A 16,721-nucleotide genomic window follows, 5' to 3' on the forward strand; every position below is an offset into this window, starting at 1 on the left:
TAGTCACTCCGCCATTTTTTCTCTTAAACCACTCACTCGCTGTGTTTTCACCCTGACAGCTGCCTGCAAGATTTTGGGAGACGTAAAGAGAGCCAACCGCTTTCTCGCCCGAGTAATACCGGTATAAACCAACTCCCGCGTTAAAAGCGGGGTATGATCCGGTGGTAGCAGCAACAATGTAAAATCAAATTCGCTGCCCTGCGACTTATGGATTGTCATGGCGTAAGCGGTCTCATGTTGAGGAATCCGGCTTGGCAGAAAACCTCGGACATGGCCGTCAAACTGTTCAAAATAGACCTTTAGCCGATCATCCTGAGGATCTCGCATACAAATGCCGATATCCCCATTATATAACTCAAGATGGTGATCATTACGGGTAATCATTACCGGACGACCTTCATACCACGGTTCATCACTTTTACGAATCAGTTTATGACGACTTAAGGCTCGCTCCACTCTCTGATTAACACCTGTCACACCAAAGTCGCCATCTCTAATCGCGCACAATAATCGACAACGATGGAATAACCGCAGTACATATTCCGCTTTTTTCTCAGGCGTGGTCCCCGCCGCGATTGCAGATTGATCCGCAATCGCGTGCAAGTAATGTGCATACTCGGCAACCAACGTCTGTAACATTTGATGATAGCTTTCACTATCCAACCCATGAATTTGTACATCAGCGTAGCTTTGTTGTGTTATCTGAAACAACTGGGATACATCACCTGAATTCACCGCTTTGGCCAGTTGTCCGATCCCGGAGCGAGCATGAAACCGGTAACTTTTCTGTAATAGGCACAAACTGTCCGCCAGTGGCGGCACGTCTTGATGAGGGAGTGGTGAAGCAAATTGGTATCCCGTTAACCGAGCCAACTGAGTGATTTGACTCCGGCTATATCCCTGAGTCTGAAACGCACAAATATCGCCTAACACCGCTCCGGCCTCAACAGAAGCTAACTGATCCTTATCGCCCAATAGCACCAAACGAGCATGATCAGGTAAGGCCATCAATAACTTATACATCATTGGCAAATCGATCATCGACGCCTCATCAACCACCAGCAAATCGACATGAAGTGGATTGTGCTGGTGATGGCGAAACTCGGCACTATTCGGAATCGCACCTAATAACCGGTGCAACGTACTTGCCTGAGTCGGTATCCGTGCTTTCATCTCCGTAGGAATGGTCAATCGTTCAACCGCCTGACTGATCGATTCAGTCAACCGTGCCGCAGCCTTTCCCGTCGGGGCAACCAGCTTAATCACCAACTTCTGCTGAACCGCATGATTCTGACTCACCAATGCCGCCAGCAACCGCGCGACGGTCGTGGTTTTCCCCGTGCCCGGCCCACCGGAAATGACGGCAAAACGGCGACTTAACGCAATCGCGGCTGCGACCTTCTGCCAATTCAGACATACCGATTCCGGCACCAACGTATTTAGCCCTGAAAGTGCCGAACCACCGGATGCTTGCTGTAATAATTCATCAATCGACGTCCAGTCCAATGCAGATTCTTGAACAACATCGAGATATTCACAGACCAGACGCTGCCGCTCTCCCACTGACGACACCTGTTGTAGTGCCTCAAATAAGCTGTCATAGGGACGGGGAAATAATTGATTTAACGTTTCAGCTAAATATTCAGTTTGTGCCGTATCGTTCAGAACGGGTGATGACAATCCCTGCAAGCGCAACGCCAACTGATGCTCATAGAACCAATAACGCTGGAGATAAAGTCGTTTTCCATCAAAGATCAGGGGCAAATAACTGCCCGGCTCGCCAATCAATGGGCAACGCGTCAGTACCGCCAACCAATCAAGTGATTCAACACAGTCTCTGACCGTGTGCAACTCAGTAACCGCATGACCGAATAATAATTGCGACCGCACCACTTGCCCTTCATCACCCACCAGTGGTACACAAATGTGTCCGCGACCCAGTTCATAACTCACCAGCGCAGCGAGCCATGCCACCGCAGCCTGATCTTGTGAGCACTGATGAGCAATAAAACGGGCAAATTGCTGATCCAACGGACGAATCACACGTTTTTCAGCTAACGATGCCAGAGACTGAGCCAGTTGGATCATAAGTCGAGCTCCATTTGTCCTTCCTGCGTTGCACGCATATTGTCATCTTCTCCGGCAAAAAAACGGTCTAATGCATTAATCAGTTCAAATTGAGGGCGATGGGCAAATACCCCCGACGGGGTTTGTCCATCCATACCACGCAGAAACAGATAAAACACACCACCAAAATGTTGCTCATAGGTATAGTCCACCATACGACTGGCTAAAAATCGATGCAGTGCCAACGTATAAATTTGATACTGGAAATCATACCGGTGCTCAACCATCGCAGCGTCGAGATAAGAGGCGCTATAGTCTTCAGGCTGATTTCCCAAATGATTTGATTTCCAATCCAGCACGTAATATCGACCCTGATATTCAAACACGAGATCGATAAATCCCTTCAGCATCCCTTCGACCTGAGCAAAATTCAGCTCTCCGGCCTGAGCGGACAAAGCATCGTACCGTTTCAGAATTCGGTTCAACAGAGGGGAACGTAACTTATCAATCGGCAACAGAAACTCCATTTCAACCAAACGCTGCTGGGCTGGAATTTGCCCCAGACGCAATTTTTTACCATCTAAAGGTGTCTGTAATACATGCATGAGCATCTGTTGTAAGACCGGCAGCCAAGACTCATCAATCGCAGCCGACGTCATCAATGTTTGTATCACCTTGGTGTTTGCCGGGCTATCCGGAGCCTCGGTAAATTCAATCTGCTCAAACAAACTGTGCAAAAATGTCCCTGCGGTTGCCCCTTTCGGAAAGGTGAAAATCGTCTGTTCTTGTGGATCGAACAGAGATTCATCCGCTTCTCCGGCTGAATCGAGATCGAATCCAGGTACTTCTTGTGTGGCATCGAGAAAAGCATGATGGCCGGATTGTTTAACCAGATTGGAATAACTGGTCATGCGCCACGCCCGCTCAATCGGTTGCTGTTTCTGTTGCGCTGTTAACGTGTGCTGCGGTGCGTCAACGCGGGGCAAAGGCGACTCGGGAAGTTGCGGCGGCATGTCGATAACCGTGTGTCCTTCACTATCACACTGAGATGCTATGCCCTGCTGCAACAATCCGGCATCACCGGGTTCGCCCTGTTGCAACAAATAACCGATTGCAGATAAATGAGCGCTGCTTGCTCCTTTTCCTGAACGCCCTTTCAGCGGCGCGATCCCAACATAACAACCATAGATTGAACGCGTTAAAGCCACATATAACAAACGTAAGTCTTCGGCCAACCGCTCTTGTTCTGCTTTAGCAAGCGCCGCATCTTGACGGGTGATATCCAGAACAATTCGATCCTGCTGCTCATCGTAGTAACGCGCCTCTTTGGCCTCACGGAAACTCATCACAAACGGGAGAAACACCAAATCATATTCGAGCCCTTTTGACTTATGAATCGTCACGATTTGCACCAGATTTTTTTCTGATTCTAACCGCTGGATCGACGTTTCCGGATGACTTCCCTGAGCCACATCAATCATCGACTGAGTCAGCCAGCGCAACAGACCATGATCACTTTCAATTTCGGCTCCCGCTTGCTGTAACAGCTCACCGATGTGTAAATAGTCCGTCAACAATCGTTCCCCGCCTTTGAGTGCGAGCCAACGCTCAGCAAGATGGCGCTGATAAAGCACTGACCGTAGCATGGGCAGAATACCGCGTTCTGACCAGATGGTACGGTACTGACGAAACTCCTGAACCACGCGCTCCCATAACGACTCATTGCTATTCAATGCATCTAAATCCTGAATCGCCAGTCCAAACAAAGGAGAGGCTAACGCAGCCCGGAGCGGACGCTCCTGCTCCGGAGTCAACACCGCCTGCAACAAACGCTGAATATCCACTGCGATGTCACTGGCAAAAACACTCTCCCGATTCGATAAATAGACACTGGCAATATCCTGACGCGCCAACGCTTCTTTGATGAGTCGTCCTTCACGCCCCGTCCGGACCAACACTGCGATGTTTCCAGCCTGAATCGTTTTCGGTCCATTCTTGGAACAGAGGATCCCTGCCTCATCATGCGCGGCCTGTAGAACCGTTTGGATTTGAGCCGCAGTCGCATTTGCCATGATGTGTTCGTATTCACCTTTGGTCATGACGGAATCCGATTCAAGATCATCCGGCCACCAGTAAGTCATGGCAGGTTGCACTTGCTGATACAGTTGCCATTGGCGCTGCTGCGCCTCAGGTGGGGCCGCGACCTGAATGAACGGAATATCCGAATCATGGAGAAAAGGACTATCAGACGAGGCAAACAATCGGTTTACCGCATCGATCATCGACTGCCCGGATCGCCAGTTGGTCGCTAGCGTATAATGGGAGCTTACCTGACGACGCGCTTTGATATAGGTAAAGATATCCGCCCCGCGGAACGCATAAATCGCCTGTTTCGGGTCACCAATCATCAACAAGCCACACGCAGGATGCGGGGCGTAAATGTGGCTGAAAATATGGTATTGCAGCGGATCGGTATCCTGAAACTCATCAATCATTGCAACTGGATATAATGTGCGAATCCGCTGCGCTAACTGACCGGTGCTATCCAGATCCAAGGCTGATGAAAGTTGAGACAGCAAATCATCAAACGATAACCACTGCTGTTCCGACTTTGCTTTTGCCAGCAAATGACGACAACTGTCAATCGCATGCGCTTTCAAAGGCGCTTCAATTGACACTGGTGTTGCAAGAAACGCGTCAATGACCTCAAATAACGGATGCTCCGGTGGTGTACCGGTTGGCGTTTTCTCATACAACACTTGTTGTGAAAAACGAGACAACTGTTCGGGAACCCAGTAACTATACGTCTCCGCTTCCGCCCATTGAGACACTTGCCCAATCCACTGTGGCCGGAATTTTTTGGTGTACACACGCTTATTGACATCCGATTCAGCAATACACGCATCAATATCAGACTGATACTGTCGCCATTGTGCCTTCATCTCAACGATACGGTGCAAGTTATCTTGATGTAATTGTTCAAGGCTGGCATCCATCGCACTGACGGAAAGCGCTGGCGCATGACCACTCAGATAAGGACCGATTTGAGCCAGCAGAGCATTGGGGGTCGGCCATAAGTGACGAACTTCAGCCGCCAGTTCAACTGACAACGGATAAAACTGTCGTCGCCAATAATCCGCCACGACCTGCGCTTTGAGACGGCTTTCATCTGTAATGAAATCGTGATGAAAGCGGCTCCCGGATTCAAACGCATTCTGAACTAACATCCGCTGACAGAATCCGTGGATCGTATAAACTGCCATCGTATCCATCTCTCGCTCTGCCTGTAGCAAGACACTGGCAGCCTCAGCATGATCAGGAATTTCATCGAGAAAGGATTGCAGCAGCGGATCATCACTATGATGTCGGGCAAATGCCAGTCGGGCTTCATGAATCCGGGCACGAATCCGCCCTTTCAACTCAGCGGTGGCCGCTTCTGTAAATGTCACCACTAAAATTTGATCCACCCGCAGCGGTGTCGCATGGCGCACCTGAGCATCGCCATGTCCTAACAACAGGCGCAAATAGAGACCAGCAATCGTAAATGTTTTTCCTGTTCCAGCGGATGCTTCAATCAAACGCATCCCATGCAACGGAAATCGCATCGGTTCTAGCGGGATCATGCCATCAGATGCTGTGTGACTCATACCCGTTTGTTCTCCAAGTTAACGATTGATTCAGCATGGTGGAGTGTGATCTAAGCAATATAATTGACATAAATCGATTCACGCTGCTTATACCTGACAAGAGAGTGAGATCTGACTCACGGATAACTAACCCTTTCATCATTAGTATCTCGCTCCAAGTTAAAGACATCCTCAGTTGAGTGAACTACTCAACTCATAGAATAATGGTCCCTCTGACCTGTGGCCGTACAGCAAACACCCTACACAAAATAACGATTTTCTGGCGGCCACCCACTTTCCTCGGTTTACCATCTCACGCAGGTTTCATACTTGCGTGATGCCCTGAGTTTCATGATTCATCAGTGTCTGCTCTGACCCAAAGCATCGGGGGCAGTAAAATCTGTACCGCATAAGCATGCGCCGTCTGACTTAAAGCGTCTGACCACTGCGGCCAGATACGGCCAATATAAGCATTTTGCCCTTCGCCACCAACCGCACTAAAGTCATTACCGATGAAGGCCTCTTGCATTTTTTTCGCGGCTTTTTCTTCATCTTCGTGCCATTCCCGCTGACGATTGAAACCCGCTTCAATTCCGGCCAACGCAACTTGCGGAAAATAAGCTAAAGGATGATTCATACCCTCAGCATAGAGGCGGATGAACTCATCCAGATAGGCTTGGGCTTGCTGAGCCGTCATCGCAGGATAATACAGGTGCTGAACGCCACTCTTGCGCTCATAACCGATAAGATGTGTCGGACATGATTCCCCCATGACCGCAACGGCTAGGTGATCCAGCCATGCAGATAAATAATCCTGCGCACGTATACGACCAACCCGATAGCGCACCAGACCGGATTGAAAATAGTCAGTCACCCAACCGAGTAATTGAATCGGCCGATCCTCCCCCAACGCTGTGGTATAGAAATTGAGCTCACAGTCAGGCTTCGGCTGCTGACATAATTCATCGATGACCTCGGTCAGGGCGAGCGCTTGTTCATAATGCTCGCGGAACTCAAGTTCACCGAAAGCCCCGATAGGAAGTTGTCCTTGTGCCCGCTTTGTTTGAATAAAATGCTCAACCTGCTGTGTTTCTGAACGTTGTGCTGGCATGCCTGAATGGTGCTCTGGCTCAGCGGCACTGCGACGCGCACTCAGCAGGACTGCGACTAATTCATTGAGCAGGTGATAACGTGCCAGACCATTGAGTGAAAACGGCTCTTCATCCTGCAATGACACCAACTCATTTTCGAACCAGACACGTAAACGGCGATTGAAAAAATACTGTGCAGGCAAACGCCAGAAGCGTTGTAACTCGACAAAGTCCAATTCCAATGGAAATGCCACATCGGCAAAGAAATCAGGTAATTGCGTGGCTGCAGCGATTGGCTCGGGTAACGCCGTTCCCGTCGCTGCCGGAAGCCACTCTCTGGCATAACTACCGTGCGGACTGGTGAATGCATCAGGGCTATACGGCACCATCGGGTGGGACGAAGTCATTTGTTGTACCAGCCGATCACCGGAGGTATCACTGGCGAGCGCTTGATCCCCGTCCAAACAATAATTCTGATGGCAATACGCCACCAGCTCACTCACCAAAACCGATGGCAAACTGAGACTATTATCTTGAACTGAACGTCCGACATAACTGATATACAGACGCTCGCGGGCGGAGAGCAATGCTTCAAGAAACAGATAACGATCATCATCCCGGCGTGAACGATCACCGGGGCGCGCCTGCTCCGTCATTAAATCAAACCCTTCGGCCGGCACCGTTCGAGGGTAAACCCCGTCGTTCATCCCCAGTAAGCAAACCACTCGGAAAGGAATCGAACGCATCGGCATCAAGGTACAGAAGTTCACTTGCCCGGCGAGAAAGCGCTGACTGACTCGGGCATTGGATAACTGCCCGGTAAGATAGTGATATAAAATATCTGGTGCAATCGGCGCTTCATAATGCGCGTCCTGTAACTGTTCCTGGAGATGACTGAGCGTATCGCGGATATGCTGAAAGCTGACTTCCTCTTCCACCGAAGCGACAAAAAAGTCATCCAGCAAGGCATGGAGTAATTCACGCCATTCGGCAACCGGCAATGTCTGCCGCAACTGCTGACGGTAATCCCGAATCCGACTGATAAACGCAGCCAGTTTGCCGGCCAACTCAGCGTCGAGCCCCTGAATCTCGTTATACGGTGCTACATTATGATCATCCAGTTCCAGCATGGCTGCTGAATCGGACATCGCATAGCCAGCCAGCATTCGGTCAATCCCGAATTCCCATGTGTTTTGTCTTGTTGGCGGTAAATCGAACTCGCTTGCCGTCTGCTCATTCAGCCCCCAGCGAATCCCGGCGGCTTCAACCCAGCCCTTCGCCTGTAAAAATTCGGCTTCATTGATATCAAACCGCGCCATCATCGTCGGGGTTTCCAACAATTCGAGTAATTCCGAAGCAAGACAGCGAGAGTGCGGCAACTGAAGCAACCGCATGAACGCCTGCAAAACCGGGGATTCTTGATCCGCCGTGCGGTCAGAAATTGAAAATGGAATATAGCGCTCAGCGGATGCATTACCGAAGACCGCTTCAATCACCGGACTGTAGGTATTGATGTCGGCAACCATCACGATCACATCCCGGGGCTTGAGATCAGGGTGACGGTCAAACAATGACAACAGCTCATCGTGCAGGACTTCCACTTCTCGCAGCGGACTGTGACACTGATGAATCGACAGAGAATCATCAGTGCTATTGATCGGTTGCTTGTGCTCGCTAGAGGTCAGCATTTGATCATTCTGATGTTCTTCGAGATGGAGAATGTCGGCCTGAATCTGATGTAAGAGCGTATCTCGGGGCGTTTCAATAAAAAACTCATGTTCTTCACTTTCAATCTGCGACAGCAGGTAGAGGTTATCGCGCCCAAGTTTCCCCATTGATGCCAGCAAACTATTTCCGACCGCTTGCTGCAAATGCAGTTCATCGTCAAGATTGGCGTCGATTCCCCCTTTTAATGGCGAGCGTTCGCCACCGGAAACCCATTGGCCTTCTTGTAATACAACCTGTTTACGCTTCAGACTCGCAACTCGGGCCAGATACTTTCGATCACGGATTTCCCCCCAATAATGCTGACACGGATTGGTTAACATCAGGTGGACATCGATCTGCTCTCCCAAAGCTTGGAGTGCGTCCAGATAACGAGGTGGCAGGGCCGTAATACCAAAAATAAACAACCGCTTGGGTAAAATGCCGTCAGGAACCCGGGTCTGTTGTAACTGTTCGATGAACTGTTGATATAAGTTGCCGCGGTGATAGTGCGACTGCCCCAACCGCTTGGTGTCCTCAAACAATCGTTGCCACAATAGCGGTTGCCACGGATGGCGCTCAGCCAGTGATTCAACCGGTTGATCCGCTTCCCAACGTTCAATCCAGTCGGGGCGATAAACCAAATAGCCATCGAAGATATCGGCAATTTTTTCAGCCAACTGAAATCGTTTCAACGCTGAATTGTCATCCGCCAGATACTGCTGTAATGGCATAAACTCGGCTTGATCGAGCATTTCCGGTAAAAGTCGCATCAACTTCCAGGTCATCGCTTCTTTATTGAAGGCACTCCGCTTCGGGACATCCGGTAACACACTGGAAAACATCTCCCAGATAAATGTCGCCGGCAACGGAAAATCAATGTTAGCCGTGATGCCAAGCTCCTGCGCCAGCGCCATTTTCAGCCACTGCGACATCCCCGGACTCTGAACCAAAATTTGCTCGGCTTCAAACGGGTGAGTCAATGGATCACTTTGAATTAAATGAACCAGCAGGATCTTGAGAGTATCAAGTTGATTTGAATGATAAACAGTAAACAAGCGTTGTCCGGATTGAGAAACCATCATTGTTGACTAGATTAGCATATTGCCTGTTCGCTTTCCCATGTCACCGACTTGAATAAAAAGATAAAATGTCGAAAGATGTAGATTCTTATCCGTTGAGAACAAAACCCAATATGCTCACTCATATCACCCTCCGGCAATTGCACATTTTTACGGTGGTCACCCGTAACAATACCCTTACAGAAGCCTCCGAAGAGCTATTTCTGTCCAAAGCAGCCGTCAGTATGGCGCTCTCAGAGCTGGAGAAACAGCTGGGACATGTGTTATTTGACCGAGTGAATCACCGGCTGATTCTCAATCAAGAAGGTCGAAAGTTACTTCCCTTAGCGGATGAGCTGCTCAACCGGGCCAATAATATTCCGCTATTATTTGAGCACGAAAACCGACTATACGGCCAGTTGCGGATTGGTGCCAGTGATACCATCGGCAATCAGGTTGCACCTTATCTTCTGAGTCACTTCCGGCAACAATATCAGCACAGTACACAAACATTATTTATTTCTAACTCGGCGCAAATTTGCCAAAAACTGGTTGATTATGAGCTGGATATTGCCCTGATCGAAGGAAAAACGTTACATCCGACCTTAGTATCCAAACAATTTAGTCAAGATGAAATGTGCATCATCTGTGCACCTGAGCATCCGCTGGCTCAAAAAACCGACATCCAGTTATCGGATTTAGAGCATAGCCAGTGGCTACTACGCGAAGCGGGTTCCGGTTCCAGAGAGTTTTTTCTCCGCACCATCGCGCCTCGTCTGGAAAGATGGTATGAAGCATTTGAACTCAATACAACCGAAGCATTGATTAACAGCGTATCCGCCGGGTTAGGACTCGGGTGTCTGTCCCGACTGGCAGCCAAGGCAGCGATACAAGATGGTCGAGTCGCCTCGTTATCCGTCCCATTAGATATGCGCCGACGCTTCTGGTTGCTGGTCCATAAAGAAAAATATCAAAACCCGCTATTGAAATGCTTTATCCAATTTTGCTTTGAATGGCGTCGCAATGAATAGACTTATAATGATTTTTACTGTATAAAATAACAGTATTTATCATTCAACCAAAACAGAGGAATTACCATGGCTGTAATCGTCAAGTACGTGGTCGAGCGGAATGGAGAAGAAAAAATGACTTTTACCTCTAAAGCCGAGGCAGATGCTTATGACAAAATGCTCGATATGGCAGATGAATTATTCACTTTACTCGGCAAGAGTGAATTACTGGATAATGAAGAAAAGCAAGAAGAATTGGCTATGTATCTGGCACAAAACAAAGAAGAAGTGCTGTACGCCTTAGGCGCCAAACGCAGACCGGCACCAGCCAAGCCTAAATCCGAGAAGAAGTCAGCCCCTAAAGCAGCCACCGACACCGATGAGCAGGCAGCTTGATTGAAGATTTCTTTATAGGATGATATATCGCTAAAACGACAACTCATATCAATTGACAGACGTTCTGCGTTTGAAGGCTTTCATCCTGTGTAGTGGCTCTTTATGATGGTCATATCTGATTTCAATGCCCGTGTTGCTGACTCAGACGAACAGCTCACCAGCATGAGCCCATGTCACAACGCGATTCATCAACGGAGAAAACAATGGCTTATTTTGCACTAGCGCTTGGAACAGCAACGAAAAACCGTGACGGAAAAATTATCGAAGCATATTTCCCGACCCCGATTCTCAACCCGAGTGATGCTTTGGTTTCCCAATTGACCTCAATACTCGACTATCAGGGTGGCAACGAAACATTTGAAGTGACTCAGGCTCAGGCCGCTGAACTGGCGCAAGCATTTCAGTCTGAGCATGAAGCCAGCGCTGTGTTTGCAACTCAGGCTGCATCATCTGAACAACCGCTTGTCGGGGTGATTCTGGCAAGCGATGAGAAACCGCAAACGGTCGCAGAAGGATTCCTGAAGCTTCAGTTGATCTCACATCGCTTAGTTCAACCACACGGCATCGTACTGGATGGCATTTTCGGCCTGCTCCACAACATTGCCTGGACTAACGAAGGGCCGATTGACTTACCGGAACTGCCAGAACGCCAAATGGCAGCACGTCTGGCGGGTCGCGTCCTCAGTGTTGACTGTGTCGATAAATTTCCGAAGATGGTTGACTACGTGGTCCCGGCAGGTGTACGGATTGCGGATACGTCTCGCGTTCGCCTCGGCGCTCACGTAGGCGAAGGCACCACAGTTATGCATGAAGGCTTTATCAACTTTAATGCGGGAACAAAAGGTGTCAGCATGGTTGAAGGCCGGATTTCTGCGGGCGTGCTTGTCGGCAACGGTTCAGATATCGGTGGCGGTGCGTCCATCATGGGAACACTCTCTGGCGGTGGTAAAGTCGTTGTATCTATCGGTGAAAACTCGCTTCTCGGTGCCAATGCTGGCTTGGGCTTCCCTCTGGGCGATCGTTGTACGCTCGAATCTGGCTTATATGTCACCGCCGGAACCAAAGTCCAAATGCTGGATAAAGATGGCAACAAAGTTGAAGTCGTCAAAGCGCGTGATTTAGCAGGCGTCTCCGATCTGCTGTTCAGACGTAACTCTCAGACCGGTCAGGTCGAGTGTCTCGCCAATAAGTCAGCGGTAGAACTCAACGATGAACTGCACAGCAATAACTAGGGGCAGGTGACATTCGTAATGCATGAATTCATGTTATTTGAATTCATCTCACCTTGATTCAAATTCAAAGCCGGCCCTGATGGGTCGGCTTTTTTATGATGGCATTCATCAGCACCTGCATATTGAACTCCATAGAAAAGCGTCATTTCTTTGCCAGACAAGTGATGAACAACACAGATTTTTTCAGTAGAATCCGTGGCACAGATATAATAGCGGGTAAAACACATTCATCATACACCGCTATCATGAGCAAATATTCGTGAATCGCTTGATTCACTGTAGAGTTACCTGATTGTCACAGAGGCAGATATGCAAAACTTTATCCAGAATCTCCCCAAAGTCGAGTTACATCTTCATATTGAAGGCACGCTCGAGCCAGAACTGATGTTTCAACTGGCAAAACGTAATCAGGTTAAGATCCCCTTCCAGACACCAGAAGAAGTCCGGGCCGCTTATCAGTTTAGCAACCTACAATCTTTCCTTGATATCTATTACCAAGGCGCAAATGTATTGCTTCATGAGCAAGACTTTTTTGACCTGACTTGGGCCTACCTGCTGCGCTGTCAGGCTGACCGTGTGATTCATACTGAAATATTTTTTGACCCACAAACACATACAGCCCGTGGTGTCGCCTTTCAAACAATCATCAACGGAATCTCCGCTGCACTGGACAAAGCCAAGCAAGAACTAGGCATTTCCAGTCAGTTGATCATGTGTTTCCTGCGTCATCTCAGTGAAGATGATGCCATTGAAACCTTAAAACAAGCCCTGCCTTATCAGGATAAAATTATCGGTGTCGGGCTGGATTCTTCAGAGCAAGGTCACCCACCGGAAAAATTTGCCCGGGTATTTCAAATGGCGCGGGATGCAGGCTTTATTCCCGTCGCTCATGCAGGTGAAGAAGGCCCCGCCAGTAATATTGACGATGCTTTGAATCTGTTGGGTGTCCAACGGGTTGATCACGGGGTTCGCTGTGTTGAAGACCCACAACTCGTACAACAACTGGCCGAGACACGCATGCCGCTTACGGTTTGCCCCCTGTCTAATATCAAGTTATGCGTATTTGATAATATGCAACAACACAACATCGTTGCGTTATTGAGACAAGGATTATGTGTCACCATCAACTCTGATGATCCGTCTTATTTCGGTGGCTACATGACTGATAATTTCCTTGCTGTTGCTAACGCCCATGAGATGACGCATGCTGAACTCGCCCAGTTCACACTCAATGCGATTGAAGCCAGCTTCATCTCCGACGCAGAAAAAGCGCGCATGACATCAGAAGTTGAAGCCTATCTTAATCGCGCCGAAACAGAATAAATAACAGCATCATAGCGGAGGTTTTGTGGCAATTTACATCTTTGGGTATGGCAGCCTGATGAATTCATCTTCACGCCAATTGACCGGGCAGACAGGTTTAACCTGTCCGGCGGTGGTTGAAGGATTAACCCGAACTTGGGGAATGGTGGATGACAGCTATCAGGCTTCACCGCTGGTTGCCCAACTCGGTGACGGCATTGTGAATGGAGTGCTGCTCGATGTATCAACCGAAGGACTGGCTCAGTTTGACCAGCGTGAACGGGGATATCATCGTATCCAATTGGCCACAGCCAACATCGATACTGAGTTGTCACTCTGCGATGAAGATACGGTGTGGGTTTATGTCAAAAATCACCCCATGCCACCGAGCCATCAAAGCCCAATCCTACAAACGTACATCGATACGGTTGTCACTGGTTGCCTTGAGGTTTCAGAAGCCTTTGCACACCTTTTCGTTAAACATACGCATGGCTGGGAACATCCACTGGAGAATGATCGTCACGCCCCCAAGTATGTCAATTATGCAGGGATTCATCCGCAACACTGGCCTAAAATCGACCAACTCCTCACGCAAGTCTTAGCTTGATCATTGAAGGCCTCTTCCGTGAGGCCTTATTTCATTTTGCCCTCACGAAAACTCAGACTTTTGCGGTCGCTACATTTTTATGCCTGTACGTTCATGATAGAATTCGCATGTTTACAGAAAATATCACCAAGATGGCATCATCCGAAGACACAATCCCATCTTCATCTCACGGGCTGTGATGTCATCGTTCGCTGCACCATATTTTATCTGAATGATGTATAGAGGAATGTAATGGCAACGATAAAAGATGTTGCACGAGAAGCGGGTGTGTCCGTCGCAACTGTTTCGCGTGTCGTGAATCAGTCTCCGAAAGCCAGTCAGTCATCCATCACAGCGGTAAAAGCCGCAATGCAAAAATTAGGCTACCGTCCCAATGCCGCAGCCCGGGCTCTGGTCAGTCAAAGCACCAATATTATCGGTGTTCTGGTCAATGATGCATCTGATCCATTTTTTGGCACGTTGGTGAAAGCCGTCGATAAAGTTGCTCATGAGAATGGTAAACAGGTTTTGATCGGTCATGGTTACCATCATGCTGAACACGAACGCAAAGCAATAGAGTTGTTGATCAACAGTCGCTGTGATGCGCTGGTTATTCACGCAAAAGCACTTTCAGATGATGAGTTAATTGATTATGCCCGAGAGGTGAAGTCATTGGTGTTGATTAATCGTTACATTCCAGAAATCGCCGAGCGCTGCATCTCTCTGGATAATTTTAAAGGGGCGTATCTGGCAACGGAATATCTGATTAAAAATGGACATAACAATATTGCTTGCATCAGTTCTTCGCACCCGATAGAAGATACCGACCAACGAATTTCCGGATACAAAGCCGCACTACATGATTATGGTATTTCACTGCCTGCCAGTTATATTGAGCAAGCAGAACCGAATACCGAAGGGGGCGAAGTCGCCACCACAAACTTATTGCTAAAATCGCTGGATATCACAGCAATCGTTGCCTACAACGATAATATGGCGGCGGGTGCAATTTTTGTGTTGGAAGAAAACGGCCTGACGTTACCGGATCAAGTCTCAATTGTCGGCTTTGACGATGCATTAATTTCTCGCTATGTCAGCCCTAAATTAACCACGGTTCTCTACCCGATTCAACTGATGGGGGAGCAAGCCGCACAACTGGCACTCAATCTGGCCAAAGGCACCTCATCAGACTCACAATCGCTGCGTTTTTCCCCCACATTAGTCAGACGGGACTCGGTAAGAAAACTCAACTAACGACTTGTCAAAAACCGCCACACAGAATAGCAAATGCGAGGCCGCGACAGTCGCTATTGGGTCGTGTGAAAAGAATGCATTTTTTCGACAACTGACTGCTATTTTTATGCACAATTCTTCTAAACTAACAAGAAGGCATTGGTGAGAAATCGTAGCAAGGGTATCGACATGAGTCATCTTGATCACAATGATGTTCAACATACATCCCATCAGCGCAGTCTAAATGAACAGTTTGTTGAGATTCATGCACAAATTCGCGAGCAACTGCCTCAAATCGCCCGCATATCATTTGCCCTGTACGAACCATTTTCCGATCACTTAAAAACCTATGCTGACAGCACCCCGGACAATGAGATTTTACGCCACTACGAATATCCGCTGAGTCAACTCACCGAGCTGAAGCGCTGTGCTGTTGAACAATGTGATCGCTGTATCAACGATCCGATTCAGTCACTGGAAGACGATACACCGCATAATCAATGGCTCAAACAACAACGTTTTGGCGCGTCGCTCGCCTCTCCAATGTATTATGAAGATGAATTTATTGGTTTCATTTTTATCAATACTGCCGAAGGACACCATTTCGACGAACAACTCAACCAACAACTCTCCACACACATCGATACAATTCGCCAGGCAATTGGCCGTGAATATGAAACCGTTCATAAGATTCTGGATATGACGAGTTTCATTCTTAAACAGAACCCGAAACATCTGGCTCAAAGCCGTGATCATCAAGAAAGAATGCATCATTTCACCAAAATCATCGCCTGGGGTGTTTCACAGCAATATCATCTGGACGATGAAAAAATCGACCATATCACGCTCTTTTCCCGGTTACATGATATCGGCAAGCTCTCGATACCACATCATTTGCTTTTAAAACCCGGAGAACTGGAGGTGACGGAAAGGCGGCAGGTTATCGGGCATATAGAAAAAGGAATTGAGATTATGGAGTCTGTCTTGTCACGAGCCAACTGTCTGCATCATGCCTGTATCCAGACACTGAAAGAAATTGTTTCTTATCACCATGAGTTAATGGACGGTAGCGGCTATCCACACGGACTCCAAGGCGATCATATTCCGGTCTCTGCGAGAATTGTCACGGTTGCTAATATTTTTGATGCACTGACCACTCATCGACCTTATAAACAAGCGCGCTCTGTCCCCTTTGCCCTATTAGAGCTAGAGAAAATGGTTGCCGAAGGAAAACTCGATAAACATTGTGTCAATGCGCTGAGAAACCATCAGGAATTTTTAAAAGACATTACCCGAAAATATCCAGAACCGGATCCCAGTCATTTCTCCGACTAAATCACCAGTCCTTGATTCCTGTCACGCCAATATCAAGTGGCAGAGTGAGTCACTTTCTGACGTAACTTATCTCGAAAT

The 16,721-nt window shown here is 48.3% G+C and carries 10 protein-coding genes; 7 read left to right on the forward strand and 3 right to left on the reverse strand.

Going from position 1 to position 16,721, the window contains the following annotated elements; translation table 11 throughout:
• Nucleotides 1-3: 3 nt before the first annotated feature.
• The 3 genes from recD to recC all read right to left on the reverse strand — a co-directional run bounded on the left by recD (nt 4) and on the right by recC (nt 9,546).
• Nucleotides 4-2,088 carry an exodeoxyribonuclease V subunit alpha gene (gene recD, locus BSQ33_RS04985; protein ID WP_088133492.1) on the reverse strand — a complete coding sequence of 695 codons (2,085 nt, stop codon included), beginning with the start codon at nt 2,086-2,088 and terminating at the stop codon, nt 4-6.
• On the reverse strand, nt 2,085-5,714 hold the full coding sequence (recB, locus tag BSQ33_RS04990; protein WP_088133493.1) for an exodeoxyribonuclease V subunit beta: 3,630 nt from the start codon (nt 5,712-5,714) through the stop codon (nt 2,085-2,087). Before recB ends, recD begins: the two co-directional genes overlap by 4 nt.
• 328 nt (nt 5,715-6,042) lie before the next feature.
• Complete coding sequence (gene recC, locus BSQ33_RS04995) at nt 6,043-9,546, reverse strand: exodeoxyribonuclease V subunit gamma (RefSeq protein ID WP_088134535.1); 3,504 nt, start codon at nt 9,544-9,546, stop codon at nt 6,043-6,045.
• Nucleotides 9,547-9,683: 137 nt separating this feature from the next.
• Between recC and BSQ33_RS05000 the strand changes: the two genes are divergently transcribed.
• The 7 genes from BSQ33_RS05000 to BSQ33_RS05035 all read left to right on the forward strand — a co-directional run bounded on the left by BSQ33_RS05000 (nt 9,684) and on the right by BSQ33_RS05035 (nt 16,643).
• Nucleotides 9,684-10,580 carry a LysR substrate-binding domain-containing protein gene (locus BSQ33_RS05000; protein WP_088134536.1) on the forward strand — a complete coding sequence of 299 codons (897 nt, stop codon included), beginning with the start codon at nt 9,684-9,686 and terminating at the stop codon, nt 10,578-10,580.
• Between the two features lie 66 nt (nt 10,581-10,646).
• Nucleotides 10,647-10,955: a YebG family protein gene (locus tag BSQ33_RS05005; RefSeq protein ID WP_088133494.1), complete on the forward strand. Its 309-nt coding sequence runs from the start codon at nt 10,647-10,649 to the stop codon at nt 10,953-10,955.
• Between the two features lie 203 nt (nt 10,956-11,158).
• Entirely contained in the window at nt 11,159-12,187 is a 1,029-nt protein-coding gene (gene dapD / locus BSQ33_RS05010; protein WP_088133495.1) for a 2,3,4,5-tetrahydropyridine-2,6-dicarboxylate N-succinyltransferase, read from the forward strand.
• A 309-nt stretch (nt 12,188-12,496) separates the two neighbouring features.
• Nucleotides 12,497-13,510, forward strand: coding sequence for an adenosine deaminase (locus BSQ33_RS05020; protein WP_088133497.1), 1,014 nt, complete (start codon nt 12,497-12,499; stop codon nt 13,508-13,510).
• Nucleotides 13,511-13,541: 31 nt separating this feature from the next.
• Nucleotides 13,542-14,096: a gamma-glutamylcyclotransferase family protein gene (locus BSQ33_RS05025; protein WP_198298181.1), complete on the forward strand. Its 555-nt coding sequence runs from the start codon at nt 13,542-13,544 to the stop codon at nt 14,094-14,096.
• Nucleotides 14,097-14,327: 231 nt separating this feature from the next.
• A complete protein-coding gene (locus BSQ33_RS05030; protein WP_088133499.1) occupies nt 14,328-15,329 on the forward strand; it encodes a substrate-binding domain-containing protein in 1,002 nt (333 codons plus the stop codon).
• Nucleotides 15,330-15,497: 168 nt separating this feature from the next.
• The gene (locus BSQ33_RS05035; protein ID WP_088133500.1) at nt 15,498-16,643 is read left to right on the forward strand and encodes an HD-GYP domain-containing protein; all 1,146 of its coding nucleotides are present in this window, start codon (nt 15,498-15,500) and stop codon (nt 16,641-16,643) included.
• Nucleotides 16,644-16,721: the final 78 nt, after the last annotated feature.

The sequence above is a fragment of the Vibrio gazogenes genome (assembly GCF_002196515.1).
Lineage (GTDB): Bacteria > Pseudomonadota > Gammaproteobacteria > Enterobacterales > Vibrionaceae > Vibrio > Vibrio gazogenes_A.

Bases quoted from the DNA above. Each gene is read 5' to 3' on its own strand.
- recD (WP_088133492.1), bottom strand. From the start codon at position 2,088: ATGATCCAACTGGCTCAGTCTCTGGCATCGTTAGCTGAAAAACGTGTG.
- recB (WP_088133493.1), bottom strand. From the start codon at position 5,714: ATGAGTCACACAGCATCTGATGGCATGATCCCGCTAGAACCGATGCGA.
- BSQ33_RS05000 (WP_088134536.1), top strand. From the start codon at position 9,684: ATGCTCACTCATATCACCCTCCGGCAATTGCACATTTTTACGGTGGTC.
- BSQ33_RS05005 (WP_088133494.1), top strand. From the start codon at position 10,647: ATGGCTGTAATCGTCAAGTACGTGGTCGAGCGGAATGGAGAAGAAAAA.
- dapD (WP_088133495.1), top strand. From the start codon at position 11,159: ATGGCTTATTTTGCACTAGCGCTTGGAACAGCAACGAAAAACCGTGAC.
- BSQ33_RS05020 (WP_088133497.1), top strand. From the start codon at position 12,497: ATGCAAAACTTTATCCAGAATCTCCCCAAAGTCGAGTTACATCTTCAT.
- BSQ33_RS05030 (WP_088133499.1), top strand. From the start codon at position 14,328: ATGGCAACGATAAAAGATGTTGCACGAGAAGCGGGTGTGTCCGTCGCA.
- BSQ33_RS05035 (WP_088133500.1), top strand. From the start codon at position 15,498: ATGAGTCATCTTGATCACAATGATGTTCAACATACATCCCATCAGCGC.